Here is a 25,326-nt window from a genome sequence, read left to right as displayed (position 1 = left end):
AAGCGTCCGCCAAAATCGGCCTGATATCCCGATTGAATCGAGGAGACTCGCCGGCCAGCAGGGCAACCGCAGTGGCGGACAACACCGTGATTCCCCCAATAATGAGGACTCGAATCGAATGCATCATGGGATTAGGACTCCAGAAGTTCGCAAGGATTACGGCCCCAGGAAAGTCCGAATTCAACTTCTTCTACCCCCGGGGTCCCTCTTTGTTGCGATTCTCGCCCGACCCCCACTGCAACCCCGCGTTGGCCAGCGTGATCAAAACGCCTCCCGCCACCAATCGCCAGCCAGGCTTTTCGTTCGAGTATTCAATCCCGGCAAACTCGGAAAACCAACCCGGCAAGAAAAGCGCAAAGGCGCTCGCGAACACCGGTTCCAGGCAATAGATCATCCCCGCGTGCGTCGCCGGCACATGCTTCTGCCAATGGTTCATCAACAAATAGCCCCCCAAGGCAGACAAAAAAACCAGCACCGCCAGACTCGTCAACGCCCCCCGATGCGCATACAAGCCGACCCACGCCGGAGCTCCCGGCGACGCCGCCACCGCCACCGGCAGTGCCGTCAGGGCCATCGTGAAAAACATGACCATCGAAAACGGCAGCGTCCGATTCCCCGCAAACCCGGGGTGCCCCAGCCAAAGAATCTGTCCCGTAAAGATCACCGAAGCGAGCAAGGTCTCCAACTCACCCCGCCTGAAGCTCATTTTCCTCCAATCGAATCCGGACAAAATAGCCACCCCGGCCAGCACCAACACAACACACAACACCACCCGCCGCGAAGGCAATTGACGGTGCTTCCAAGCCATCCAAACTGGAATGATCGCGCAATAAAACTGAGTCAGAAAGGCCGAGGTCGATGCATCCGTGTAAGAAAGCCCGTCCATCTGCAACACCACCCCAACCCCGCCGATCAATCCAATCAACAACCCTTGATTCAATTCGGAACGTGTCAACCAAGGCCGCGCCCTCAACACCCAGGGGACCAGGCATATTCCCGCCAGCACAAAACGATAAAACACGCTCAAGGCCGTGATAAACCAAACGCTCGTCTCAGGCGCCATCTTCTGCTGGGTCAACGAGAGCGCTTTCATGGCGGGAAAACTTAATGCCCAAAAAGCCGTGCACATCGCGAGCATGCGCATCGCTTGGGGATAGAGCGTGGTATTCATCGAGCCCGTGGCGGCAGGCCGCCACGGCCGCGCTGTTGTAACGAACGGCTCAACTCACACCAAGCACCATTCCCCACCTTTTCTAGCCCGGATATTTCATACACCTTCGTCGCGAGACGCGGCGAGAGCCCGACTGGCTAGGCGGACGAAGCTCTTCCGACCCGGGCTGTAGGAGAACATACTGCCCGGTGAGGAAAGCGAGGCCAACAACGCCAGTCGGGCTCGCCGCAAGTCGCAGCAAAAGGGGTATGAAATTTCCGGGCCTGCCCCCCCCCTCGCCACCCGGGATCCCTCCATCGACTGTAACCTTCGTCCCCAGGCCATCGTCTCAACTTTTGTCATGCTCAAGCCCTTGCCCGCCGAGCGCTGGAACCACGCCGCCGCCACCCACCTCCTCGCCCGAGCAGGGTTCGGCGGCAGTCCAGGCAGCGTGGCACGCCTGGCCGCCCAAAAACACGCCGCGGCCGTGGACTCCCTCGTCCATTTCGATCCCGTCAAAGATCCTTTTCCTCCACCCCCCTGGGCTCAGCCTGACCCCACCCGAGCCGAACGGTTACGCACCTACCGCCAAGCCTCCCCTGAAAAACGGCAGGAACTTCAACGCGAGGAACGTCGCCTCCAACAGGACCGGTTGCTCAGTCTCCGCGAGTGGTGGCTCCAACGAATGACCCTCGGCCCCCAGCCGTTGCAGGAAAAACTCGCCCTCTTCTGGCACGGCCATTTCGCCACCAGTATGGAAAAAGTCCGCGACGCTTACCTCATGTGGCGCCAAAACCAGACCTTCCGCGAACTCGGCGCGGCAACTTGGCCAAGCCTTCTCGAAGCCGCATCCAAGGATCCCGCCATGTTGATCTGGCTCGACCAGGCGCAAAGCCGCCGCAGTCACCCCAACGAAAACTTCGCCCGCGAGCTCCTCGAATTGTTCGCGCTCGGTGAAGGCCATTACTCCGAAAAAGACGTCGCGGAAGCGGCCCGCGCTCTGACCGGCTGGAGTTTGGACGCCAGCCGCCAGTCGTTCGCGTTCCGGCCACGCCAGCACGATCCCGGCTCGAAAACGGTCCTGGACCAAACCGGTCCCTGGAAAGGCGAGGATATCGTCCGTCAAGTCGCCACCTCACGCCAGTCCTCCTTGTGGATCACGGGAAAGCTCTGGTACTTCTTCGCCGGCCAACCGCCCGCGACCGCGTGGCAACAACAACTGGCAGATCGTTTCCATGCCCATGGACAATCGTTCCGTCCATGGTTGCGCGAGATCTTCCTCTCGGAAGCTTTCTACGCGACAGACCTCGTTCGAGCTCAAGTCAAAAGTCCGGTTCAATGGCTCGTCGGCACAGTCCAGGCGCTCGAATGCCCTCTCCCACCGGCCCCCGCTTCCTCTCAAGCGCTCCGCCTCTTGGGCCAGGATTTGTTCGCCCCACCCAATGTCAAAGGTTGGGAAGGCGGCCTTTCCTGGATCAATGCTTCCAGTCTGATGAATCGCTACCAACTCGCGGCCTACCTGGTCTCGGGTGAACTCGCTCCATCCGCGCGGCCTGCCCGCGCGACGAACGACATGAATCGTCCCCGGCGCGCAAGGAGGAATCGCCAAGCCCAGGCCCTTCGCGTTGAACCCCTCCTGACTCCAGAAGAACGCCGCGACCCCGAACTCGCGATTTCCGCCCTGTCCCGCCGCCTCCTGGGCATGCCGCTCGGAGTCGCTCAGCGAAGGTCAATCGACGAATTCCTCGCTGCGCGTTCCCCCTTGGATGACGCAGACCTGCGCCACGTGATTCGACTGATCCTCTGCACACCCGAATTCCAACTGACTTAGCCGCATCGCACTTTCCATGAACACCCCCACTTTGAAAACCCGCCGGGAATTCCTCCGGCACGGAATGACGGGTGCATCACTCGCCTGGACCATTCCCGCCTTCCTCGGGAAAACCATGGACCTGCTCGCCGCATCCGCCCTGCCCGGCACCGCCGACGATGCGAAAATCCTGGTCGTCTTGCAGATGGCAGGCGGAAACGATGGCCTCAACACCATCACCCCCATCAGCAACGACCACTACCAGCGGGCTCGGCCCCGCTTGGCATTGAAGCCGGGAGATTTGCTGAAAGCAAACGACGCTTGGGGCTTTCACCCGGCGTTGAAAGGCTTCAAAGATCTTTGGGACCAGGGATGCCTCTCCGTCATTCAGGGTGTCGGATACCCCAATCCAAACCGGTCGCATTTTCGTTCCACCGAGATTTGGCAGACCGCCAGCGACTCCAACCGCTTCGCAACGCATGGATGGCTTGGGAGATTCTTCGACCACCAATGCCAAGGCTGCCCCGCCACCATCGGAGTTCATCTCGGACGCGAGGCACCTCAAGCCTTTGCCGGCCCTCGCCCGCTCGGCATCTCCATGGAATCACCCGAACGATTTCGCTTCGCACCGCTTGAATCCGCGCGCGATGAAGGATCGACCGGAGAGGAAAAGACCTATCGCGAACTGATCGCCGAGGACGCGATGGAAGGGATGCCCTCGTCAGGCCAGTCTATCGGTTCCCTTCCAGGCGCCAACGCCTCCGGCCTTCAACCGCTCGATTTCATCCAAAGGACGGCACTGGATGCTCAAGCGGGTTCAGATGCCATCAATGCCGTGTTGCGCAAAGGGAAACCCGGAGAGGCTTATCCTTCCTCCAAACTCGCTCAGTCGCTGCAACTCGTTGCCCGTCTGATCACAGGTGGCCTGGCAACGCGCGTCTATTACGTCTCGCAAGGAGGCTACGATACCCATACCCAACAATCCGGCGCCCACGCCCGATTGCTAGGGGACCTGGGCGATTCCCTGCGTGCCTTCGTCGGCGATCTGCGAAAACAAGGATCCCTGGATCGCGTCCTGATCATGACGTTCAGTGAATTCGGACGCCGCGTGGCCGAAAACGCGAACGGCGGCACCGACCACGGCGCGGCCGCCCCCATGTTCCTCGCCGGCACTTCGCTTCGCCCTGGATTTCACGGCTCGGCGCCAAGCCTTGAGCCGGCAAAACTCGAACGCGGCGATCTCAAATTCACCGTCGATTTCCGCTCCGTTTACGCCTCCATCCTCTCACATTGGCTCAAAGCCCCGCCTGCCGCCGTGCTGGGGAGAAAGTTCGATCCTCTCGATTTCCTCAAGTCATAGCGAACTGTTGCCCGTGGCATCAAGCCAATCATCCAAAACAGGCAAGAAGCAACGCGGTTGAACTTCCCTGCTCCGGAACGATCACAGATTCCACCTCCGTGCTTTTCGTTGTCTTTCGTTTTTTGCGGCCCATTTTTGTTCCACTCCCCACCCTTCCCTCCGCTTCGATGTCAGGTCGTCTGAGACTGTGACCGACGTCGATCCTGAAGGCAGCCCCTACCTCCGCTTCCTCCATGACGACGGCACCCGGTACATCCAGAGGTTGTCGGTGACCGCGTTGTCGTGGTAACGCAGACAGCCTTGTCTGCTGTAGCGCAGGCTGCCCAGCCTGCGGGGCGGCGAAGGGAACCTGGCGCGTGGAGAGCATGGAAGGGCCTCGTTCTTCACCCGCCGGGCCGACGGGCAGTCGGCGATACGGCAGGCTGGGCAGCCTGCGCCACACGACTGATAACTTCGGGATGAGCGGGACGGCACCCTTGGTGCGTGGATGCTCTCGCGCTCCAGCTTGCGTTCAGCTCGCGTGATGGAAGGCCGACTCGGAGCGGAAGGTTGGAAGCTAATGAGGCCGGGAGTTGAATGAATTCGATGGCTCCCGCCACTCCCCGAGCTGTGCCCTCCGAATAACACGCCGGAAGATTGACAGGAACCAGTTCCCTGTGCGATTAATGAGCGATCGCATCAATCCCATGAAAACCCTCGACTTTTCATCCAGGGCGACGCGCCAGGGTTTTACTCTCATTGAGCTTCTGGTCGTTATCGCCATCATCGCCATCCTCGCAGGCATGCTCCTGCCCGCCCTGACTCGAGCCAAGCTCAAAGCCACGGGCGCGGCCTGTTTAAACAACCAGAAACAACTGGGCCTGGGCTTCGTCATGTACGCCAGCGATAATAACGAAACCATGACTCCGACCGATGGCAATCCCGGCGGCGGTTACTGGCGTGGCCCCATGAAAAACGGGCGGGATTCAGACATCACCAGTGGGATCACCACGACCGAAGCCCTCGCCCGCGTCACCGAAGGCATGCAGGCCAGCCCGTTGTCTAAATACGTAGACGCCGTCAACGCCCATCACTGCCCTGGAGATCTTCGCACGAAGTTCCTCAAGCCCGGCTCCGGCTGGGCCTACGATAGCTATTCCAAAGCCAACGGCATGAACGGCGGCGAATGGGGGGCAAACCAACCCCCGTACAAGAAGTTGAGCACCGTTCCGGAAGCCGCCATGTCCATGATCTTCCTCGAAGAAGCCGATCCGCGTGGCTTCAACCGTGGAACTTGGGTCATTGACGTGACCCCCCCCGGCTGGGTCGATCCATTCGCCATCTTCCACGGCAACGTCAGCACCATCTCCTTCGCGGACGGCCACGCCGAGTCTCATCGCTGGCTCGTCGGCAGCACCATCAAAGCCGCCAAAGATAGCGCGGCTGGCAAAAGCAGCTTCTTTTGGGGTGGCGGTAATAACAACAACGTCGATTTCCGCTGGGTTTACGAACGTTACAAGCACGCCAAATGGGTGCCTCTCAAGTAGGAAGTAAACGGCGACCCATTTCTACGACTTCTCTGCCAGGCGGCCCTCCGGGGCCGCCTTTTTTCGTCTCGCCGCCCGCGGAAAACCGAGGATCTTAACCCGCATCTCTCCCACCCGACCGGGTTGGGAAACGCTCATCATCGAGTCTCAGCACGGCGGGTTAAACCATTCGCTGCATAAAAACCACGTCCAGCCACCGGTCAAACTTGTAGCCAACCTGCTTCAGCAGACCCGCCGTTTCAAATCCATATCGTCGATGCAGCCGAAGACTCGCCTCGTTCTGCGCATCAATGACGGCGAGGATCGTTCTCAGCCTCTTTTCCAGGGCCGCCTCGATCAAAGGTGCCATCAATCTTCCCCCCAACCCTCGCCCACGAAACGATTCGGCTACATAAATGGAGTTCTCCGCGGTAAATCGATACCCCGGCCGGTCGTGATGCCGATTGAGCGAACTCCATCCCATAACCATCCCGGTACCCCCACAAACGACAAAGACCGGATACCCCTCCGCCTCATGCGTTTCAAACCAGGCCGTTCTCTGCTCCAAGGTGCGCGGCTCGTAGTCGTAAGTGGCCGTGGTATGCAACACCGCGTGATTGTAAATCTCCAAAATCCCCGGAAGATCCTCGCGCGTGGCCCGACGCACTGCCATTTCCTCGCCGCCTAAATCTTGGAGTTGGTTCATGCCCCAACCTCTCCACGCCTGCCCCCGCTGACAAGCTCGATCAACCGACATGGCCAACCTTTACTACGATCCAGGACAAGGCCGGGCCGCGAATGTCCGAGACCTATTCGGTCGCATCGCTCCGCACTACGACCTCATCAACAATCTGCAAAGCCTCGGATTGCATCACCGGTGGAAAAGCCGCTTGGCCAAGCTCGCCGTTCCGGACGCCGCCCCTCCCTCAACTCGGCGTGTCCTGGACTTGTGCTGCGGAACGGGTGATATCGCTTTCCGAGTGTCCCGGCGTGGAGCCGTCGCCATTGGCATCGACTTCAGCGAAGCCATGCTGCGTTTCGCACGCCAACGCGCCACCCTGGTTCCCGCTCCGACCTTCATTCGTGGGGATGCACTCGCTCTGCCCTTTCCCAACCAGTCCTTCGACGCGGTGACCATCGGCTACGGCCTGCGCAACCTGGCCTCGTTCGAACGCGGAATTGCCGAGATGATCCGGGTCGTCAAACCCGGGGGCCAACTCCTCATCCTGGATTTCGCGTGCCCGGAAAATTTACTCTGGCGGGCCATTTATACGGGCTATCTTCGTTTCGTTGTGCCGGCGATTGGAAAGTTGATCGCGGGCGACGCTGCAGCCTACGGATACATCCTTGAATCGCTGCGGCACTATCCATCCATCGAGGGAATCAAAGGAATCCTCCGGTCCCAAGGCTGCGGCGAAATCAACATCCAGCGTATCCTCGGCGGGGCCATGAGCATTCATGCCGCACGCACACCGGCGCCATCCGCCGGAACGCCGCAGGATCTTGGCGCCCCCCACCGGACTCGTTGACCCCGCAACGCCCCAAGCCGAAAGCACCGTGCCTCTACGTCCGTCGCTGTTGGTCAGCGAGGCTGGCGCACCCGAATCGTGTATTTCCTGGCCTTGTCGTTGATCGATACGAACCGCACGCCTTCCTGCGCGTTCTCGGACAGAATCAAAGTCTGGAACGGCGTCTCGTCGCCCGTCGGAAATCCCTGCTCATCCTTAAAAACACAATTGATCTGCACCTCCACGCGGCGATTGCGCCGGTTGCGAATGTTCGCCATCACTTCCAACCGCTTGTCGTCCGTGAACCGCTCCTGCAAGCCCGAACAGGTCACTTCCCGCTCCGTTGTCTTGTCGAGCAGCACAAATCGCTGGCTGTTTTCGAGATCATAACGATTGGCGTTCCTCGGCTCGTAGGCGCCTCCGGTCCTTCCCGTCACCACGGCCCGACCCGAGCTCTCGATGGACTCACCCACCGGCACACAGCCCGAACCCGTCGCCAGCACCACCGCTGCCGTCAATCCCAATCCCAATCCCCGAATGCTTGCTTTCATAAATCGTTTTCCTAGTCGTTTCGGTCACTGATGAACACCACACTGTCCCGCCTCGGAGCATCCGCAATGCGAACCTTGAACGCGCGCGACTTGTTCGCGAGCACAGCCCCGCGTTCGTCCACAAAATCCACCAACCCCGAATATTCTCCGGGACTCAATTTCACGGCCGCAAAACCGAGCCACTGCGGCAGATTGTCCCAGCCGCGCAAATCGGCTCGCGGATTGGCGGCCGCCGACACGATCTTCCCCACCAACCCCGCCGCCAGCAGACCCAAACCCACCTCGCGAGTCTGCCGGTTGTGAGCCAATACCGCGCCCGAGAGGATCCCGACGTCCCCAGCCACACCGGTTCCCGTTTTGAACACGGCCTTGTTCCTCAACACATGGTCCATCACCCGTCCGCCCCGCGTCGTGGCTTGAAAAGTCAAGTTGTCGTAAGCCGGAATCGAAATCGTTTGGCCCGCCACCCGCAACACGGCGCCCCGCGCCACCGACTCGCCCTCTCGAAATTTCAACTGCTCCCCGTATTCGCCGTCCCCGTACTTCCTCGGACCCCGCCCCAACTCAAGGAACAAGACCAAATTAGCCTCGCGATCGTACGCCGGCAACCGGGCCTGGCGGGCGCTGGCCGTCGCCCGCCGAATCGCATCCCCACCGTCTCCACCCAGCTTGGAGGTCGCAAGCCCGTCCAAATAGTCGAACAACACATAGTCTCCCGCGTACGTCTTGTCCGTCGTGTCGCTGTCCTCAAATTGCGCGCTCTGGAAACAGGCCCGCGCATTGTCCAGTTCGCCGTCCATCCAATACAGGATCCCGCGGTAATAGTAAGCCATCGACCTCTCAAACGGCTCACCCAGGAACCGCTTCCGCCCTTCCTCTCGAAACATCCCGCGGGCCTTGCGGGCCGAAGGATCCGCAGCGTGGATGCCCCCCAAAGTCATCAAGGCATCGTCCAGCCAACCCTTGGCCTGAAGAAACTCGCCCTTTCGCATCGCCGTGGCCGAAGCCCGATATTGCCACAACACCTTGTCCTTCGCAGGCGCCGTCTCAATCGCCTGCCGCGCGTCCACCATCGCATCCCCGGACTTCGTCCAGGCAGCCGGACTTTCTGCATCCGTCGTGGCACACCCCCCCAACACCGCCAATCCCAAACACAGTCCGCTGGTCCTCAACATTTGCATGGCGGGAATAACGGAAGCAAACGAAGGCAAAGGCGCCCTCCACGTCGAACTACCGATACGCGGCGTCCTCCAATCCCTGCTTCTTAATCTCAGCCGCATCTTCCCACACGATTTCGGTGGTCCGCGCGTCGATCAATTGAAAGGTGTAGAGAATGTAATCACTGGTTCCTTTCGAAGTGCGAGTGGACAAACCCTGCAGTTTCCCGGTCAGCAGGTAATCCGCCCCCTTGAATTCCTGCACGTTTGGATTGGCGCTCGAAGTGAACTGGCCGGCTTGCTTCGCGGCACGCTCCTTCTCCAAAGCCGCCAGCCTCTCCCGCGCCAGAAATCTCACTTTCCCCTGGGTCTTCGAGCTCAACTGCACCCGAAGCCGGTCCAAAAACATGTCCTTGTTGATCGGAAATCGCGTTTCGTTGAGCACCGGTTCCAAAATGACATAAGGCGCAGCGGCCGCCTTCTGAATTACCGGAACCGCCACGATGCTCCTCGCCATCTTGTCCGTCACCGCCACCAAGTCTTGAGATTCAACACCCGTGCCCGCCACAAAGCCGCGCTCATCAGGGTTCATCGGCGTGGCGGGGACTCCCGACGCTTGTCGAATTCCCGACGAAGCACAGCCCGCCATCAACAATGCCAGCCCGCAAAAAGCCGCGCGCGCGGCCGCTCGTATAAGTTCTGCATCCATAAAAATCCTGTCGCCAACCACTCCACGCTCTCTCCCCATCACATCAAACCCTTCAGCACGAACATGACCCCGCCAAGGCACGCTTCATCACGCCTGCTTGGACGCAGCCGCCCGGCCGGTATTCATCGCCATCCGGGGTAAATGGGAATGCGGTTTTCCGGTCCCGCACATTCCACAGGAGCTTGGCACCCCGCTGCACACGGGCCCCGGCTCAACCGCAGCCCCCCCCACGCTCGAGGCAAACGTCGAAAACTTCTTTTCCAACTTCTTGGAACCACAATGAGGACATTCGCTCCCTTCCCACTTGGAGGATCGTACCAAGATCTCGCTGTCGCGATCGCATTGACGGCAATGAAATTCGTAAATCGGCATGGCCCCAAAATAAGGCCACCCGCAACCCGATTCAAACCCGTAAATACACCCGCCTTCGATGCATGAATCGCACGACCGCCAGAGCCATGCCCAAGATCACGAGGTGCAACACCAACTCATGCCCGTGACCCAGCGCCCGCTGAATCTCGCCTCCCACCAATCGGTTGCCCACTTTTTCGAAGTCAATCAAGTTGAACAACATATAGAAAGTGATCGGATTCAATCCCACCCAAAGACAAACCGGAGTCCACCTTCTCCACTTCCACACATCGATCACTTGGTAGAACAAAGCCATGAAAACCGCGCTCCACCCCGCCGCCACCAACACGTATGAGGAGGTCCAGATCTTTTTAATCACGGGAAAGCTCAGCCCCCACAGATGCCCCGCCACCATCCCCGCCACACCAGCGAAAAACAGAGTCCGCGCTTTCCGCGATCCCTCCATCCCAGGCGATTTCAAAAAGATCCCCGTCAAGACTCCCAGCAAACACGATCCAACCGCGGGCAGTGTGCTCAGCAAACCCTCCGGATCATGGTCTCCATCCCACTTCCGAAAAGGCAGCCATTGCTTGTCCACATAGTTGGCCAAGTTCATTCCTTCCGCGTAGTTCCCGGCGCCATGCCCGGGCACGGGAATCAACGCCATCATCGCCCAATAACCGAGAAGCAATCCCGCCGTCCACGCCAACAACCCCCGCGTCTTGAAAAAACAATACAGCAACGCCGCCGCACCATAACAGAGTCCAATTCTCTGCAACACTCCCAGCAAGCGGATCTTCTCATAACCATTCTCCAACCCCCGATAATAAAAAATCCCCAGCGCCACCAACACCAAAGTCCTCGTGACAATCCTCCGGACCGCCAGCCCGCGCCCACCCGATTCCATCATCCGATCCACGGAAAACACAATGGAGATCCCCGCGATGAACACAAACAACGGAAAGATCAGATCGTAGAAATGCACCCCGGCCCAAGCCACATGACTGAATTGATCCGCCACCCATTGCGTGGCCGCGTTCGGAAACGCAGCATGCAAGCCCCGTCCAATCTCCTCCCCCACCGCCATGCAAATCATGTCGAAGCCTCGCAGCACATCAAGGGATTCCAACCGCGGCGCGCGCTCGGACGAAGATGAATCCTGCAATTTCGGCATGGCCATCCCTCAAGGCACCCGTAGCGGCAAGGCCACCATCTCGGTCAGCGAACGCGCGAACATCCACTTCTCCGTGACCGCCAACCCCGCTCGCACGCCCGAACCCAACATCTGAAACCGGCGGACCGGCTTGAATCGGTCAGACTTCAATGGAGCAACCACCAACTCCCCCCGCTCATGAAGAATCATCAGGTGTCCCGGGGTTCGAATCAACGTTCCATTCCCAAATCGCTCGGATTCCCAAAGCACCCGCCCGGTTCCAGCCTCCACGCAGCGCAACGCAGCCCCCTGCTCCTGACGTCCGTGAAATCCATAGAGATGGCCCTGGTGCAACACCGGCGTCGCGTAATGGGCCGAAAGAGATTCGTCGCCAGACCACGAAACCTTAAAATCCCCCCGCCCCCCTTCAGGCCACTTCAACCAGGCCGCTCCCGTTTCGTAGCTGGCCGTGATAAACACATGGCTCCCCGCCACCAACGGGGTCGCCGCATTCACCGAAGCCGGATTCCGCGCCCGCCACGAAAAACGCGCCAACACATCCCCCCGCCCAGGTTCCACCCAATGCAGCCCGGATCGATTGAAGCAGGCTATCCGCCTCGATTCTCCCTCGCCTGCAAACACCGGGGAGGCATAACCCGCCTCCCCCACGTCCGCCTTCCACACGACAACTCCGCTTTGACGATCCAGCGAGACCAATCCCGCCCCGGACGCGCCGCCAAGGCAAAACACCACCTGGCCGCCCGTAAACAGGGGTGAACTCGCAAATCCAAAAAATCCTTTTCCCGCTCCGAAATCACGCCGCGCACTCTTCCGCCATCGCACTTCCCCGGTGCGCGCGGAAAGCAACTGCAACTCCCCGTCTGCCCCCAGCGTGGCCAGATCATCCCCCTCCAACGCCGGAGTCGCCCTCGGACCTTCCTCAAATCCGTGATCATCCCGGTAAGTCGCTTCCACCGACTGAATCCACTCCCTCTTCCCCGTCGCCGCCTCCCAGCACTCCACAACCTCCTTCCCCTCCAACCGATGATGCAACCAGACGCGGCCCTTCGCCGCGATGGGGCTGCTGAACCCTTGGCCCACTTTCTTTTTCCAATGCAGCGGGGGTCCACCCTCCGGCCAGCGTTCAGGCTCCAAAACCACCGTCGAACTCCCGTCCCTCCGCGGCCCCAGAAACTGCGGCCATTCCTCAGCTTGAACGGCCCATGCAAGAATCCATGATCCGCACCACCAAGCCCCCCACCGGCGGCATCCTCCCACCCTTGCCAGCCACCCCCATGCCCCCCGACTCGACAACACCCCGCCAGCAGCGCCCAGCTTCATGTGATCTTGCCAGCCTTTCTCAGCGCTTCCAGCTTCTCGTTCGCATGGAGTTTTCGATAGCAGCTCTGCAGATGCGAGGAAACCGTGTTCTTCGAAATCGTCAGCGCCGTCGCAATTTCGTCGTGGGACTTGCCTTTGGCCAGTTCATCCAGCACCTGATGCTCCCTCACGCTCAATGCGCATTGCGCAGGCACGGACCGGGTCATGTGAAAGGACTGGATCACCAACCGGGCCACCGCACCCGACATGGGTGTCTCGCCGCTGATCGCCCTGCGCACTTCCTCCATCATTTTCCTCCCCGAACTCTGCTTCAGCAAATAGCCGTCCGCTCCTGCCTTCAACGCCGTGACGATCGCCTCCGGATCCATCCGGATGGTCAACATGATCATCAGGGCGTCGGGAAGCAGCGGACGCGCGTAGCGCAAAAGGTCAAGTCCGCTTAATCCGGGCAGGTTAATGTCGAGCAAAACCACGTGCGGACGCTCCACCGGGAGCCGCTTCACCGCCGTCTCCGCGTCTGAGTAGGCCGAAATCAACTCCAAATCCCGGGAACGCCTCACCGCCAGCGCCAGATCGTTCCGAATGCCTTCATGATCCTCAACGATGGAGACAGTTCGTTTCATCTGGGACGCGCTTTCGAAACGTTGCCAATCCTCCGGTCGCATGTCAAACCACCGCCACTTCAAGCCGCGCCCCGCCACTATTTCAAAGCACCACCAGGCCGTTCCCTCTTTCAAGGCCGCTTTGATGTTTCGCTTGCTGGCCTGATCTCTATCATCACCGCATGCTCTCGGACCTGCGCAGCGTTCATTTCGTCGGCATCTGCGGTACCGCCATGGCTTCGGTTGCCGCAGCCATGAAGGAACGCGGTTACCGCGTCACAGGCAGCGACCAAAATGTTTATCCCCCGATGTCCGATTTTCTCGCTTCCCGGGGCATCCATCCGTTCTCGGGCTACGCCGAAAGCCATCTCGACCACCGGCCCGACCTCGTCGTGATCGGGAACGCGATTTCCCGCGGCAATCCCGAGGCGGAAGCAGCCTTGGATCGCCGCCTCCGTTATGTCTCCCTGCCCGAACTGTTGAAAGAATTCTTCATTCGGGGCAAGCGCTCGCTCGTCGTGACCGGGACCCACGGTAAAACCACCACTACCTCTCTGCTCGCCTGGATCTTTGAGCATGTAGGCCTTCAACCCAGCTACCTCATCGGAGGCATCCCCGCCAATCTCGGCCAGGGCGCTCGCTTCACCGAAAGTGAATGGTTCATCATCGAGGGCGACGAATACGACACCGCCTTCTTCGACAAACGCAGCAAATTCGTCCATTACCTCCCCGAAGTCGTCATCGTCAATAATCTGGAATTCGACCACGCCGACATCTTCGATAACCTCGCCGCCATCCAGACTTCTTTCCGAAGGCTGGCCCATATCGTCCCGCGCAACGGACTCCTCCTCGCCAACGGTGACGAACCCAATCTCGAACCGATCCTCCAGTCAAAACATTGCCCGATCAAACGTTTCGGCCTCGGCGAGAGGAACGACATCCGAGCCACGGCACTGAAACTCGAATCCGAACGGTCCAGCTTCTGTCTCGGCGACGCCCGCTTCGAAATTCCCCTCACCGGTGAACTCAATGTTCGCAATGCCCTCGCCGCCGCCGCATGCGCCCGCCACTGCGGACTCGCCGACCGCCAAATCCAGTCCGCCTTCACCTCGTTTCTCGGCGTCCAGCGCCGCATGGAAACACGCGGCGAAGCCGGCGGCGTCATCGTCATCGACGATTTTGGACACCACCCCACCGCGATCCGGGAAACGCTGCGCGCGTTGCGTGTCCGTTTCCCCGGTCGCCGGCTGATCGCCGTTTTCGAACCCCGCTCCAACACCACCCGCCGCAACGTTTTCCAATGCGAGTTAGTGGAGGCGCTGGAACGGGCCGACGCCATCGTCGTCGCGGAAGTCGCCCGCCTCGAACAACTGCCGATCGAACTCCGCCTCAATCCCGACCGCCTCATGAACGATCTCAAGCTGGCCGGCAAACCCGCCGCCTACATTCCGAATGTCGAGGCCATCCTCGACCACCTGGAACACGAGTCCAAACCAGGCGATGTGGTCTGTGTCTTCAGCAACGGAGGCTTCGGCAATATCCATCAACGCCTGCTGGAACGGCTCGCACGAAAGTAGCCGCAGATTCGATTTGTTGTCCCCGCCCATTCCAGGCATGACTGGCGCATGCACTTATGGATCGGCACGCTCATCGGCGGGATTGGAGGACTGGCCAGCGGGCTCTTCGGCGTCGGCGGAGGCATCATCATGGTGCCCGCCATGGTTTACTTCATGAACCTCCCCATCAAGTCAGCCATCGGCACTTCCCTCGCCGTCATCATCCCCACCACCATCGTCGGTTCCTTCAAACACTTCCAAATGGGAAATATCCAACCCTCCGCCGTCCTTGCCATCGCCCCGGCCGCAGTGCTCGGAGGTTACCTGGGCGCGTGGCTCAGCAGCCAATTGTCCGACGCCAATTTGAAGCGTGCGTTCGGAGGCTTCATCGTCCTCGTCGGGCTTCGCTTGCTTTTCTCCAAATAGCCCTTGTGGCAAGCGTCGGCGCCCACAGCCCCGACTGAGGCTTCACAACCCACTCACCGGACGCGGCTCCACCAATCCCGCGATCTGTCGAATGTCAAACTGCTCCAGAAGTCCGAAGCAAAAGATCTCCGGAACCTCGTTCACACCCACATTGTCCTGAATCGCTTTCTTCAAACTTCCCCAGGCGTTCTCCGCCTCCAACGCCCCAATCGCCTTCGGCTCCAACGCCGCCGCCGCCAGCCCGATCAACCCCATCCGCGGACCCACGGTCTGCATCGACACCGGAGTACCTCCGCACCGCACCGTCGAGATCCAGCGCGCCGCGGCCCCAATCTGCGCCGCCTGCAATCCAAGCGGTCGCTGCCCCACGGCGGACAATAGGATCGCATACAGAAAATCACGCTGCGGCAACCGACAATCGCCGAAGTAAAACGGATCCACCCAAAACACTCGCTTCTTCAGCGCCACCAACTTTTGGATCCGCTCCACCATCGCGGCGGTCGCCCTCGATGAATCCCCCAAGAGCAGCACAGGTTCCTCCGCCCCGGTGGCGGAAATCTCCACCACCGGCAACGTCCAGGTCGCGTTTAATCGCAGCCGCCAGGCGTGCGCCTTCCATCCGTCCCCGCTCTCCGACCACCCCGCATCCGAAGACACCGTGTCCAGAGTCGGCAATCGCAAAACCTTCGCGAGCTTGACCCGGGACTCGGCCAGCCATCGCTCACGGCCCGATCCCCGATCCGGTGGTTCTTCCACCCTGGGCAAGGGTGCCGATAACTCCAGGGAAACGCGTCGAAAACTCTTGTTGTTCGCCGGAACAGCCACATGCAAAGCCTCCGCCGTCTTCACTTCCGAATCACTGATGATCTCCGTCGCGCTGAAACCGGGCGTGTCCTTGAAGAAAAAATCGCCCAACATACGATAATAAGCCTCGCGGTTCTCGCGGTCGTAGTTGTGCGTCCCGGGATCAAAGTTGATGTGGGTCCGTAAGGCCTGCGCCCCGCCCAGCAACCGAAACACCGGCTCCGCCGCGCCCACCAAGGGCCCCATCGCATGCCCCGCCGTGAAACAACACTGATCATAAGCGTTGAAGGTCAACAAGGTGGGCCATGGCGCCCGCAACGCTGTCAGGTGAGTGTAATCCGCCACCGTCGCCATATCCGCCGGGGTCTGCTCCGAATCCCCCAAATCCTCCAGGTGCCGGATCCTCGTCAGAAAACTCGAATACCCAGCCACCGGATTCGACAACGTGACCCGCGAATCCAGCGCGCTGATGAAAATCGTCTGCCACCCGCCTCCCGATAAACCGGAAACCGAGACCCGGGTGGGATCCGCATGATCCAATGCCAGCAACAAGTCAATCCCCCGCTTCATGGCCAGGTAAAACGGAGCCAACCCGCTGGAACCGCACAAATCCATCTGGTTCAGCTTATAGTGATCCCATTCCTCCCCCTTCAATTGCCCCATGTTGAACCACTCCAGATTCAAGACCACCATGCCTCGCTTCACCATGTTGATGCACCGAATCTGCTTGTAAATCGCCGCCTTGCCCTGCGCGTCGTGCCCGTTCACCGCAAGCGCCACCGGCACTCTCCCGGACACGACGGAGGGCTCGTACAACAGGGCCGGAATCCACATGCCCGGAATCGCCTCGTAACGCAGTTTCGTAATCTTGTACCCCGGGCCGCCCTCGATCGTCTCCAGCCATTCGACCTGCGCGTTCGCCGCCGCCCATTCCCTCGCCTCCCCCCTCAAAACCACCTCGTCCAGCATCCGCCTCCGAATCGTGTCCGCCGTTTTCCGCCAATCCCGCACCGACCGGACTGGCTCCATCGCCGGAACGCGCCCCTCCAAATACACCTGAAGCTCACGCCACGTCTGGTTCGTCGCCAAAACAGGCTTGGCCAAAACTTGGGAGAGCTCGACTGCCGCGTGACCGGCACCGGCTGCGTCGGCGATCCATACGGCCGCCACCCAGCAGGCAATGAAGTGGATTCGGATCCTAGGAAGATAAATGCTGCGCACGCTTCTTGATTTCATTGAGAATAGCCTCCACCACAGGCGACGGCTTGCCCTGCCACACGGCGCCCGCGCGCAAAGCCGGAAATTTCTCCAACTCCAGCAGCCTCACCCGTTCGTCCAATTTCTGGCGCGGCACCTTCACGCCCACTCCAATGCCATAACCCTTCGCCACATAGGTCTCCACCAAAGCCAGCGAGCTCACCTCGATGCTCGGAAACCAATCCACTTCCCGCCGCCGCAGACCCGCCTGAAACTCACGGCTCACCGGCTCTTTGGGCGGCAGGCAAATGAGCGGCTCCTCAATCTTGTCCTGCTTCCATAACTCCTCCGCCGATTTCAATCCCGACCCCTTCTCCACCAACAAGACCAACGGAGCCTCCAGCAACGGAATCACCTGCAACCCCGGCGGCGGACGCCCCTCCACGATCGTCACCGCCAAATCGATCGCCTGTTGCTGCAAGAGCTCCATCAGCTGAGGCTGATAATCCTCACGCAAAAACAACTTCAACCGGGGAAACTTCTTCCGCACACTCTGCACCATCTCCGGCAGGTGATCGCGCAACATCAACTCCGAAGCCCCAAAACGCACCTGCGAAGCCAGCCCGCCACGAAGCTCCTCCGCCACCCGGTCAACCTGCGAAAAAAAGGGCTCAATAAACTGAAACAGTTTCTCCCCCGGCGGCGTCAAGGCAAAGGGACGCCGATGAAACAACGTCAACTCCAGAAACTCCTCCAACTGGATGACCTGAGAGCTCACCGCCGGCTGCTGAATCCCATACGGCATGTTCCGCACCGCCTCCGCGATGCCCCCATGCTTGGCCACGTAATAAAAGAGTTCCAAGTGGTGGATGTTCATGCCCATCCACCGCCTCAACCCAGCCGCGGACGCAAAAAGGCCTCCAGTTTCACCGTGTCCGCCGCGAACATCCGAATGCCTTCCGCCAGCTTCTCCGTCGCCATCGCGTCCTCGTTCATCATCCAGCGGAACACCTTCTCATCCATGAACACTTTCTCCAACCCGGATTGCTTCGCCGCCTCCATCGTCAGTTTGCGCTCCACCACCCCCTCCGTCTTCGCCATCTCACCCAACAGCGCCGGACTGATCGTCAGCAAGTCGCAACCCGCCAGCCCCAGGATCTCACCCACATTCCGAAAACTCGCCCCCATCACCTCCGTGGCCACCCCAAACTTTTTGTAGTATTGGTAAATCTTGGTGACCGAAACCACTCCCGGATCCTCAGCGGCCGCATAACTCTCACGGCCCGTGGCCTTGCGATGCCAATCCAGAATCCGCCCCACGAAAGGCGAAATCAACGTCACACCCGCATCGGCACACGCCACCGCCTGCGCAAACGAAAACAACAACGTCAAATTGCACGTGACTCCCTCCCGCTCCAACTCCCGCGCCGCCTGGATGCCCTCCCACGTCGAGGCAATCTTGATCAGCACCCTCTCACGTGGAATCCCCGCCGCGGCATAACGCCCAATCAAGCGCCGCGCACACTCCATCGTCGCCGCCGTGTCAAAACTCAAACGCGCGTCCACCTCCGTCGAAACCCGCTGGGGCACAATCTTCAAAATCTCGCAGCCAAAAGCCACCGACAAAGCCTCCAACGCATAACGCATGCGCTCCGCGCCCCCGACCAACGGCTTCCGCGCCTCTCCCAAGACCTGCTCCACCAAGCCGCCATACTCCGGCATTTGCGCCGCCTTCAACAACAGGCTGGGATTCGTCGTCGCGTCTCGCGGCTGAAACGCTCGGATGCTCTCAAAGTCCCCGGTGTCGGCCACAATTAAACTGTGGCGCCTCAATTGGGAAAGCAAGTCGGCCATGTCACACTCCTTATACAGCTTTCATCGGTGCCCGCAAAAGGTATTGTGTCGCGGAATTCTACCGCCTCCCGACAAACTCAACCCATGAAGTCCACTTCAACGCTCCCCGCCTGCTGCACGCTCTTCACTCTGATTCCAGGCTTCTTCCTGCTCTGCGGATTCCGAGCCACGCCCGTCACCCTCCCGGAACTTTCCACCCAGGCTCGACTCATCGTCCACGGCACCGTCATCTCGAAAACCATCCGCGAAGATCCCCGCTCCGGACTGTTCACCCAAGTCCGAATCCAATTGCGCGAAACCTGGAAGGGCACCCCGCCCGGCCCCGTCGTCACCGTCGTCCATAGCGGAGGCATCCTCGGCGGCAGAAAGACCCAAGTCTCGGGACAAGTCGATTTCCAGGTGGGAGAGGAAGTCATCGCCTTCCTCGACCGTAACCCGCAGGGGGAATTCGTCACGCTCGCCATGCGACAAGGAAAACTCTCTGTGATCAGTCCGCCTCCCGCTCGCAACATCCCCGGTGCCCAAACCCAAGGCGTTCTCCATCACGGTCGCTACTTCTCGCTGCCCGCATTCAAATCCCTCGTCGCGCCAAACCGCTGAATCCCCGCGCCGCATCGTCCTCCATGAGCAAGTCGACCCGCGCGTACGCTTGGTTCGTATTCCTCGCACTGCTGCTGCTGCTGCGCCCAATGCCCGTCCTGGCCTACGTGCTGGATCAAACGACGCCCGGCAACCCTCTCCGCTGGCCCTTCGATCAGCCGAATCTCGTCCACACCAATTCCCTCAACCCTTCCACCCACGCCATCCGGTACCACATCGCCTCCGATGCTTGGTCTGCGGCTCACCGCTCGGAGGAAATCGAATCCGTTCGCGCCAGCTTCGATCAATGGCAGGCCATCCCGGGTGTCGCCATCCGATTCGAATTCGCCGGCCTCGTGCCCCCCGAAACTCCGCTTCACACTTCCGATCACACCAACCTCGTTTACTGGACCCGTGAAGACAAATTCGTCAACGGAGGACGCGATGACATCCGATTCAGCCTAGCCCTCACCTACCTTTCCTCCACCAACGGCGTCATTCATGAAGCCGATATCGTCTTGAACGGACGCACCTACTCCTGGTTCACCAACCCTCTCGAAACATCTCCCAACCGCATTTTCGTGGAATCCACCATGCTCCACGAAATCGGACATCTCCTCGGACTCGACCACTCTCCCGCCGGTGGAGCGACCATGTTCCCGAATGGAGGCGATGGCATCGACGCCTACCTCGGACTCTCCTCCGACGATATTGCCGCCGCGCGCGCTCTCTACGGCCGGGAGACCGATCGAACGCGGCGAAGCTCCCTCCATGGCCGCGTGACGTTGCGCGGTGAGCCCCTCCCCGGCGCCGTCGTCGCCCTGGAAGACATTCATGGAAATCTCGTCGCCGCCAATCCCACGCGCATCGACGGAACCTTCGAGATGGCCGGGCTCGACCCCGGAACCTACCAAGCCAGGATCTTTCCCCTCGACCCGAATGATGCCAGCCAGTTTCTCGCGCGAGGACGCGATCTTTCGACCTACTTCCTCACGAATGCGATTCAAACCCAGTTCGCCCCCGTCGTTCGAACCAACCTTCAACTCTTGCCTGGAACAACCCTCGGTGCAGACTTCGAAGCGATTTCTTCCTCTCCTTCCCCCCGAATCACCAGTATCCGCATTCCGGGCTCCTCCCAGGATCCCATCTTCCATTCAGCCTTGGCGGCCTTGGCGCGACCTGGACAATCGAACCTCGTCGTGGGTGTCTTTTCCCCGGAGTTCCCGGTGGTCGGAGGTGTCTTGCGCGTTACCGGGACCGGCATCCGCGTCGGCCCCACTCAAATGGATGCCGGAGGAAACCTGCGGGGAAGATCCGCCCTCATCCAAATCGATCCCAACGCCGTTCCCGGCATGCGTTCCCTGCTCGTCGAATGGCCGGACGGTTCTTGGTCCGCGGCCCACGGTTTTCTCGATATTCAACCCGCATCCCGCGACGACAACTTCGATGGCTTCCCGGACGAATATCAACGACTCCACTTCCCACGTTTCACCGCCCCGGAAGCATCGCCCGCCGCGGACCCCGACGGCGATGGCGCCGACAACGCCCACGAATACGCCTCCGGCACAGATCCCCAACAGGCTTCCAGCGTGTTCAAGATTCTCTCGGTGGAAGTGAACGCCGGGGGTGGCGCTGTGCGATTCCTCAGCCTCCCCGGCAAACGCTACCGCCTCTTCACACGCGACGCTTTCCCCCAAGGTGAGTGAATCCCCATCGCGGATTCGCCACCCGCTACCGCCGAAGAGACAACACTTCAGGATCCCTCAGCCAAGGACATCCGCTTCTACAAAGTCGAACGGTTACCCTGACCAGGCACCACGGTTGAACCTGAAAACGGCCATTCAGCAGAGGTCACACGATCCAGCTTCTGAAACCACCCAATTCATGAACAGCACACTAGTCCGCGATCGGCTTGCGGACCTTGAGAAAACGCTGGCCCGGCTGAACCTCGTGGATCGAATGCGAACCATCAGACCAAGTTACCCGAACTTCCTTGGCCCGGCCTCTCACCCCCATCACAGGGATCAAACTGTCCTGGGACAGCCATCCCGATCCCGAATGCAGTTCCCGCGATGGACCCAGCCCTTGCTCATCCACCACACGAATCCTGGAGCCGATAACATCCGATAGTCCACGAGGCCCTTCCAACTGGATCCGCAACCCGGGCTTCCCGGAGCGATTCCGAAAAAGCCGCGTTGCACCACGAGACTCGCCCACCACCAAGTCGGTCCTGCCATCAGAGTCGAAATCCGCCACCGCGCTTCCTCGTTGTTCGCCCGTCAAACGAAGGCCTGACTGTTGCACCGGCATCACCCGAAATCCTCCCTGCCCGTCTCCCAGCAATACCATGCCGCTCCCCGCGTCAGAACGGGACAACTCGGAGTCCGCTCCAAAAAAATTCTGCGCCAGGAAAAGGTCCTCCTTCCCGTCACCATCAAAATCCGCAACGGTAATTCCAAAAGCCGGACTAAACTGGGCTTCAGGAGGCAGGACGCGCATCTCAAATCGGCCTCCTCGATTCAAGAAAACCGACGATGCGAAATGTCGGGCCATCAGTTTTCCTGCCCCTTTCCCCTGAGTTTCAATCATCTCTTCCAAACCCGCTTTGCTAAAGGAGAGATGATCGGGAAACTTGGCACTGATCCAGGGAAAGGCCGCCGCCAGCGTCTTCCGATCCCGCCACGGAGTCACCTTGCCCAACAACTCATCCATCGAAGCCAAAACAGGATGAAGCACACCATCACCCGCAAACTCGCCATAATACAACCAGACATCTTCCGGCCGCCCCTCCTGCTGATCAACCCTCCAATTCATGCCCCAGTTGGACGCGGCCAAGTCCATCCTACCATCTCCATCAAAATCCCCCGCCGCGATTCCGTTCCATAATCCGGGATACCTCTCCAATCCGGTCCCCTGCGTGACATCGCTGAATCGCCCCTTCTCATTCTTCAGCAACCAAATGGGCCCCCAGGCCACCGACACCGCCAGGTCCGCGTCACCATCCTCATCCCAATCCGTGAAGACAGCGCCTTGCACCATGCCCAGGCTCCCCATTCGTTGAAGGACTTCCACTTTGTTCGCTGACTTCCTGACGAATAAACTCTCCGCCGCCACCGGATACCGATGAACCTCGGAGCGCCCTCCCAGAAATAGTTCCAACGCGCCGTCGCCATCAAGATCCGCCACGGCCATCGCCCCCGTCGTGTTCTTGCCGCCGGGGAAATCCCAACGATCGTAAGCGACGTCAGCCCCCACGATACCCAGCCGCCCAACCGCCGGAGCCGAGCTTTCCCCATCCTCCCAATTCGACTCCACCACGAGGGCGCCCGGCAACTTCTGTCCTCCCTCCACAAACACCGCCATGGATGTTTGATCCCTGAGATTAGCCGCCTCCGAACTCCTGCCAGTCCACTTCTCAAACTGTGCCTGGCCCTTGTTTCTAAAAACCGCAACGCGACTGCCCTTGCCTCCTGCCACCATCAAATCGTCGTCTCCATCTCCATCCAAATCGATCCAACCCACACCAGGCCCGGACGTGGAGAGCTTAAACGGAAGCAGCGGTTGCCGCGATCGGTCATCATAGGCCAGGTCTTCATGGCGGTGTCCGAGTCGTAAACTCACATCGTCGAAGAAAGGGGTCGGCCCCGCTTGAACCGGGCTTGGGACGGCTAAAGCGGAGGCCTGGTTGATCTCATAAATCCGGTTCGCCTTGGCCGTCGAAATCAGACTGCGTCTTCCGTCCCGCCAATCGACCTCGATTTCCACGGTCTCAGCTTTCCCCGTCGCAAATGTCCGGGTGGGATCGTCACTGGAAGCAAAACGCCCTCCGACCACGATCTCTTGGGCCTGCGTCACGGGTCCACCCCGCACCGTCACCTTGGCTCCCACCCCGCTTCGATTCTCTTTCTCGCCCACGAGCCGCACCATCACACGCCCGGCACGGACGTCGTTGCGATAAAGCCGTGCGGGCTCATTCATGCAATTCACCACCACATCCTGGTCCCCATCGCCATCCAGATCCGCCATAGCCATGCCTTGCGCGATCCCAATCCCGCCAAATCCCCAAACGCCCTTCATTTCTTCGAATTGAAGGTTCCGCCTATTTCGGAACACTTTGCTCGCGCCCAGCCTCAGCGGAAGGTGTTGAAGGTCCTGCACACGGACCGGAATGTTTCTGGTCTGAACCTGCTTTTGACGAGCGAGCGCGTCCATATCCTGAACGTCATGCCAGTTGCCGACGCCGACCAACAAATCCTCCCATCCATCCAAATCGAGATCCAAAAACATGACGCTCGGTGACCAATCCGACGCGGCGAGCTTCGCATAACGTCCCACTTCCATGAAAGTGCCGTCGCCACGGTTAAGCTGAAGCACATTTCGAGGCACCTCCGGCGAAAACTCCGGCTCCTCCATGGGCCATTCCACCTTACCCAAAAGAAGATCCGGACGCTGGCGAAATCGAGCCTGTCGCAAGGGATTCAACATATCCACCGTGACCAAATCGAAATCTCCGTCCCGATCAATATCCGCCGCATCCACAGCCATGGACGCTACACTCCAGGCCCGCACTGCTGTTTTAGGGGCCGCCTTGAGCACATTTCCATCATGGTTAAGCCATAAACGGTCTGGCCACTGGACAAAATCATTGCAGACAAACAGATCCGGCAGACGGTCCCCGTTCAAATCCCGAAACATCGCCGCCATGCCCCAATCTGTCGGTGCTTCTTTCAGCGCCCCACCCGCTTCATCCAGGAACACCCCAGCTTCCCAGGGAACCGGCACAAACTTGCCCTTCCCCAAGTTCAAATAAAAGACATCCGGCTCCCCACGCTCAAGCACCAGCGGCGGCGCCGTCCCCATGCCGAGCGTCAGAAATCGCGCCCGGGGTTCCACCACCCAACCGCCTTGACTCGTCCGCCTCATCTCGGTTCGAAGACCCGGGGGGAAGTCAAAAAAGGTATCCGACCGGTAATTCGTCACGTAGAGGTCGAGGTCCCCATCGCCATCCACATCCCCCAGGGCCATCGAGGTCGCGCCCGATCGGCCCAGCAATCCAGCAGCGTCAACCTTGCTGAAACGGCCCTTTCCATCGTTACGGAATAGCTTCGTTCCTCCCCCGAGAGAATTCACAAGGCAGTCAAGGTCGCCGTCGCCATCCAAATCAACCAGCGCGGCACCCGTAAACGCCTCTCCTTTCAAACCCAATCCCGAAGCATCACTGACATCTTCAAACTTCCAGCCGCCCAAGTTTCGATACAGACGATTCTGCGTCTTCAACCCGCAGAAATAGATGTCCACGCGATCATCACCATCGATGTCCCCCAAAGCGACCCCGGAACCAATCTCAAGCAGACGATTCTCCGCCACATCCTCGATCGACAATCGGTTCTCAAATCGAATTCCGGTGAAATCGGCGGACACCGGAAACAAACCTACTCGATCCAATGCGGACTCCTTGCCGAAATCAACTTGCTTGACCCGATATCCTTCTCCTTGTTCCCAACCCGTCCCGCGCAGCTCCATCGTCACTTGAAGCAAAACCAAGGTGACGAGAATCCACCTCCCCATCGCAAACCCGTCTTCGGTTCTGCCCTTGTGGGGGTTAATCCGTAAGAGGATAGTTGAACATGGTGATGTTTTACAAAGACTTGGATGAGAAAGACATGACGAAGAACGAGGCATATCCATTATGGATCAGGTGAGTGATTCGGAA

Annotated in this window: 21 protein-coding genes; 8 read left to right on the top strand and 13 right to left on the bottom strand. The window is 59.8% G+C overall.

Annotation, left to right across the window (positions count from 1 at the left end; genetic code table 11):
• Positions 1-190: 190 nt before the first annotated feature.
• Positions 191-1,171 carry a DMT family transporter gene (locus tag FJ404_10525; GenBank protein ID MBM3823304.1) on the bottom strand — a complete coding sequence of 327 codons (981 nt, stop codon included), beginning with the start codon at positions 1,169-1,171 and terminating at the stop codon, positions 191-193.
• Between the two features lie 340 nt (positions 1,172-1,511).
• Here FJ404_10525 and FJ404_10520 point away from each other — a divergent pair, with 340 nt between their 5' ends.
• The 3 genes from FJ404_10520 (at position 1,512) to FJ404_10510 (ending at position 5,846) form a co-directional block, all read left to right on the top strand.
• Positions 1,512-2,981, top strand: a complete 1,470-nt coding sequence (locus FJ404_10520; GenBank protein MBM3823303.1) for a DUF1800 domain-containing protein — start codon at positions 1,512-1,514, stop codon at positions 2,979-2,981.
• Positions 2,982-2,997: 16 nt separating this feature from the next.
• Complete coding sequence (locus tag FJ404_10515; GenBank protein ID MBM3823302.1) at positions 2,998-4,320, top strand: DUF1501 domain-containing protein; 1,323 nt, start codon at positions 2,998-3,000, stop codon at positions 4,318-4,320.
• Between the two features lie 656 nt (positions 4,321-4,976).
• Positions 4,977-5,846: a type II secretion system protein gene (locus FJ404_10510; GenBank protein MBM3823301.1), complete on the top strand. Its 870-nt coding sequence runs from the start codon at positions 4,977-4,979 to the stop codon at positions 5,844-5,846.
• 160 nt (positions 5,847-6,006) lie between these two features.
• Here FJ404_10510 and FJ404_10505 read toward each other — a convergent pair whose 3' ends face one another.
• The gene (locus tag FJ404_10505) at positions 6,007-6,498 is read right to left on the bottom strand and encodes an N-acetyltransferase family protein (protein MBM3823300.1); all 492 of its coding nucleotides are present in this window, start codon (positions 6,496-6,498) and stop codon (positions 6,007-6,009) included.
• An 82-nt stretch (positions 6,499-6,580) separates the two neighbouring features.
• On the opposite strand from FJ404_10505, the gene ubiE reads away from it, so the two are divergent.
• Positions 6,581-7,354 (top strand): bifunctional demethylmenaquinone methyltransferase/2-methoxy-6-polyprenyl-1,4-benzoquinol methylase UbiE, encoded by a 774-nt coding sequence (gene ubiE / locus FJ404_10500; protein ID MBM3823299.1) that lies wholly within the window; start codon positions 6,581-6,583, stop codon positions 7,352-7,354.
• A 53-nt stretch (positions 7,355-7,407) separates the two neighbouring features.
• On the opposite strand, the gene FJ404_10495 is transcribed toward ubiE, so the two are convergent.
• The 7 genes from FJ404_10495 to FJ404_10465 all read right to left on the bottom strand — a co-directional run bounded on the left by FJ404_10495 (position 7,408) and on the right by FJ404_10465 (position 13,260).
• A complete protein-coding gene (locus tag FJ404_10495; protein ID MBM3823298.1) occupies positions 7,408-7,884 on the bottom strand; it encodes a DUF1425 domain-containing protein in 477 nt (158 codons plus the stop codon).
• 11 nt (positions 7,885-7,895) lie between these two features.
• Positions 7,896-9,065, bottom strand: coding sequence for a hypothetical protein (locus tag FJ404_10490; GenBank protein MBM3823297.1), 1,170 nt, complete (start codon positions 9,063-9,065; stop codon positions 7,896-7,898).
• A gap of 49 nt (positions 9,066-9,114) precedes the next feature.
• Entirely contained in the window at positions 9,115-9,750 is a 636-nt protein-coding gene (locus FJ404_10485) for a penicillin-binding protein activator LpoB (protein ID MBM3823296.1), read from the bottom strand.
• Between the two features lie 87 nt (positions 9,751-9,837).
• Positions 9,838-10,122, bottom strand: coding sequence for a zinc ribbon domain-containing protein (locus FJ404_10480; protein ID MBM3823295.1), 285 nt, complete (start codon positions 10,120-10,122; stop codon positions 9,838-9,840).
• Positions 10,123-10,153: 31 nt separating this feature from the next.
• A complete protein-coding gene (locus tag FJ404_10475) occupies positions 10,154-11,275 on the bottom strand; it encodes a DUF1624 domain-containing protein (GenBank protein ID MBM3823294.1) in 1,122 nt (373 codons plus the stop codon).
• A 9-nt stretch (positions 11,276-11,284) separates the two neighbouring features.
• Positions 11,285-12,595 carry a hypothetical protein gene (locus FJ404_10470; GenBank protein MBM3823293.1) on the bottom strand — a complete coding sequence of 437 codons (1,311 nt, stop codon included), beginning with the start codon at positions 12,593-12,595 and terminating at the stop codon, positions 11,285-11,287.
• Entirely contained in the window at positions 12,592-13,260 is a 669-nt protein-coding gene (locus tag FJ404_10465) for a response regulator transcription factor (protein MBM3823292.1), read from the bottom strand. The genes FJ404_10470 and FJ404_10465 overlap by 4 nt, the downstream gene beginning before the upstream one ends.
• 119 nt (positions 13,261-13,379) lie before the next feature.
• Here FJ404_10465 and mpl point away from each other — a divergent pair, with 119 nt between their 5' ends.
• Positions 13,380-14,774: a UDP-N-acetylmuramate:L-alanyl-gamma-D-glutamyl-meso-diaminopimelate ligase gene (gene mpl, locus FJ404_10460; GenBank protein ID MBM3823291.1), complete on the top strand. Its 1,395-nt coding sequence runs from the start codon at positions 13,380-13,382 to the stop codon at positions 14,772-14,774.
• Positions 14,775-14,822: 48 nt separating this feature from the next.
• Positions 14,823-15,179, top strand: a complete 357-nt coding sequence (locus FJ404_10455; GenBank protein MBM3823290.1) for a sulfite exporter TauE/SafE family protein — start codon at positions 14,823-14,825, stop codon at positions 15,177-15,179.
• 42 nt (positions 15,180-15,221) lie between these two features.
• Here FJ404_10455 and FJ404_10450 read toward each other — a convergent pair whose 3' ends face one another.
• The 3 genes from FJ404_10450 to tal are packed head-to-tail and all read right to left on the bottom strand — an operon-like array spanning position 15,222 to position 19,034.
• On the bottom strand, positions 15,222-17,219 hold the full coding sequence (locus FJ404_10450; GenBank protein MBM3823289.1) for a hypothetical protein: 1,998 nt from the start codon (positions 17,217-17,219) through the stop codon (positions 15,222-15,224).
• Entirely contained in the window at positions 17,182-18,063 is an 882-nt protein-coding gene (locus tag FJ404_10445; protein ID MBM3823288.1) for a LysR family transcriptional regulator, read from the bottom strand. Before FJ404_10445 ends, FJ404_10450 begins: the two co-directional genes overlap by 38 nt.
• 8 nt (positions 18,064-18,071) lie before the next feature.
• The gene (gene tal / locus FJ404_10440; GenBank protein MBM3823287.1) at positions 18,072-19,034 is read right to left on the bottom strand and encodes a transaldolase; all 963 of its coding nucleotides are present in this window, start codon (positions 19,032-19,034) and stop codon (positions 18,072-18,074) included.
• Positions 19,035-19,118: 84 nt separating this feature from the next.
• Here tal and FJ404_10435 point away from each other — a divergent pair, with 84 nt between their 5' ends.
• Together FJ404_10435 and FJ404_10430 are read left to right on the top strand one after the other, a co-directional pair.
• Positions 19,119-19,634 carry a hypothetical protein gene (locus FJ404_10435; GenBank protein ID MBM3823286.1) on the top strand — a complete coding sequence of 172 codons (516 nt, stop codon included), beginning with the start codon at positions 19,119-19,121 and terminating at the stop codon, positions 19,632-19,634.
• A gap of 23 nt (positions 19,635-19,657) precedes the next feature.
• Positions 19,658-21,319, top strand: a complete 1,662-nt coding sequence (locus tag FJ404_10430; protein MBM3823285.1) for a matrixin family metalloprotease — start codon at positions 19,658-19,660, stop codon at positions 21,317-21,319.
• Positions 21,320-21,509: 190 nt separating this feature from the next.
• Here FJ404_10430 and FJ404_10425 read toward each other — a convergent pair whose 3' ends face one another.
• On the bottom strand, positions 21,510-25,301 hold the full coding sequence (locus FJ404_10425) for a hypothetical protein (protein MBM3823284.1): 3,792 nt from the start codon (positions 25,299-25,301) through the stop codon (positions 21,510-21,512).
• Between the last annotated feature and the right edge of the window lie 25 nt (positions 25,302-25,326).

Source organism: Verrucomicrobiota bacterium (assembly GCA_016871495.1).
GTDB lineage: Bacteria > Verrucomicrobiota > Verrucomicrobiia > Limisphaerales > VHDF01 > VHDF01.
Note: the sequence above shows the minus strand (reverse complement) of the source record. Positions and strands in the feature narration are given on the sequence as shown.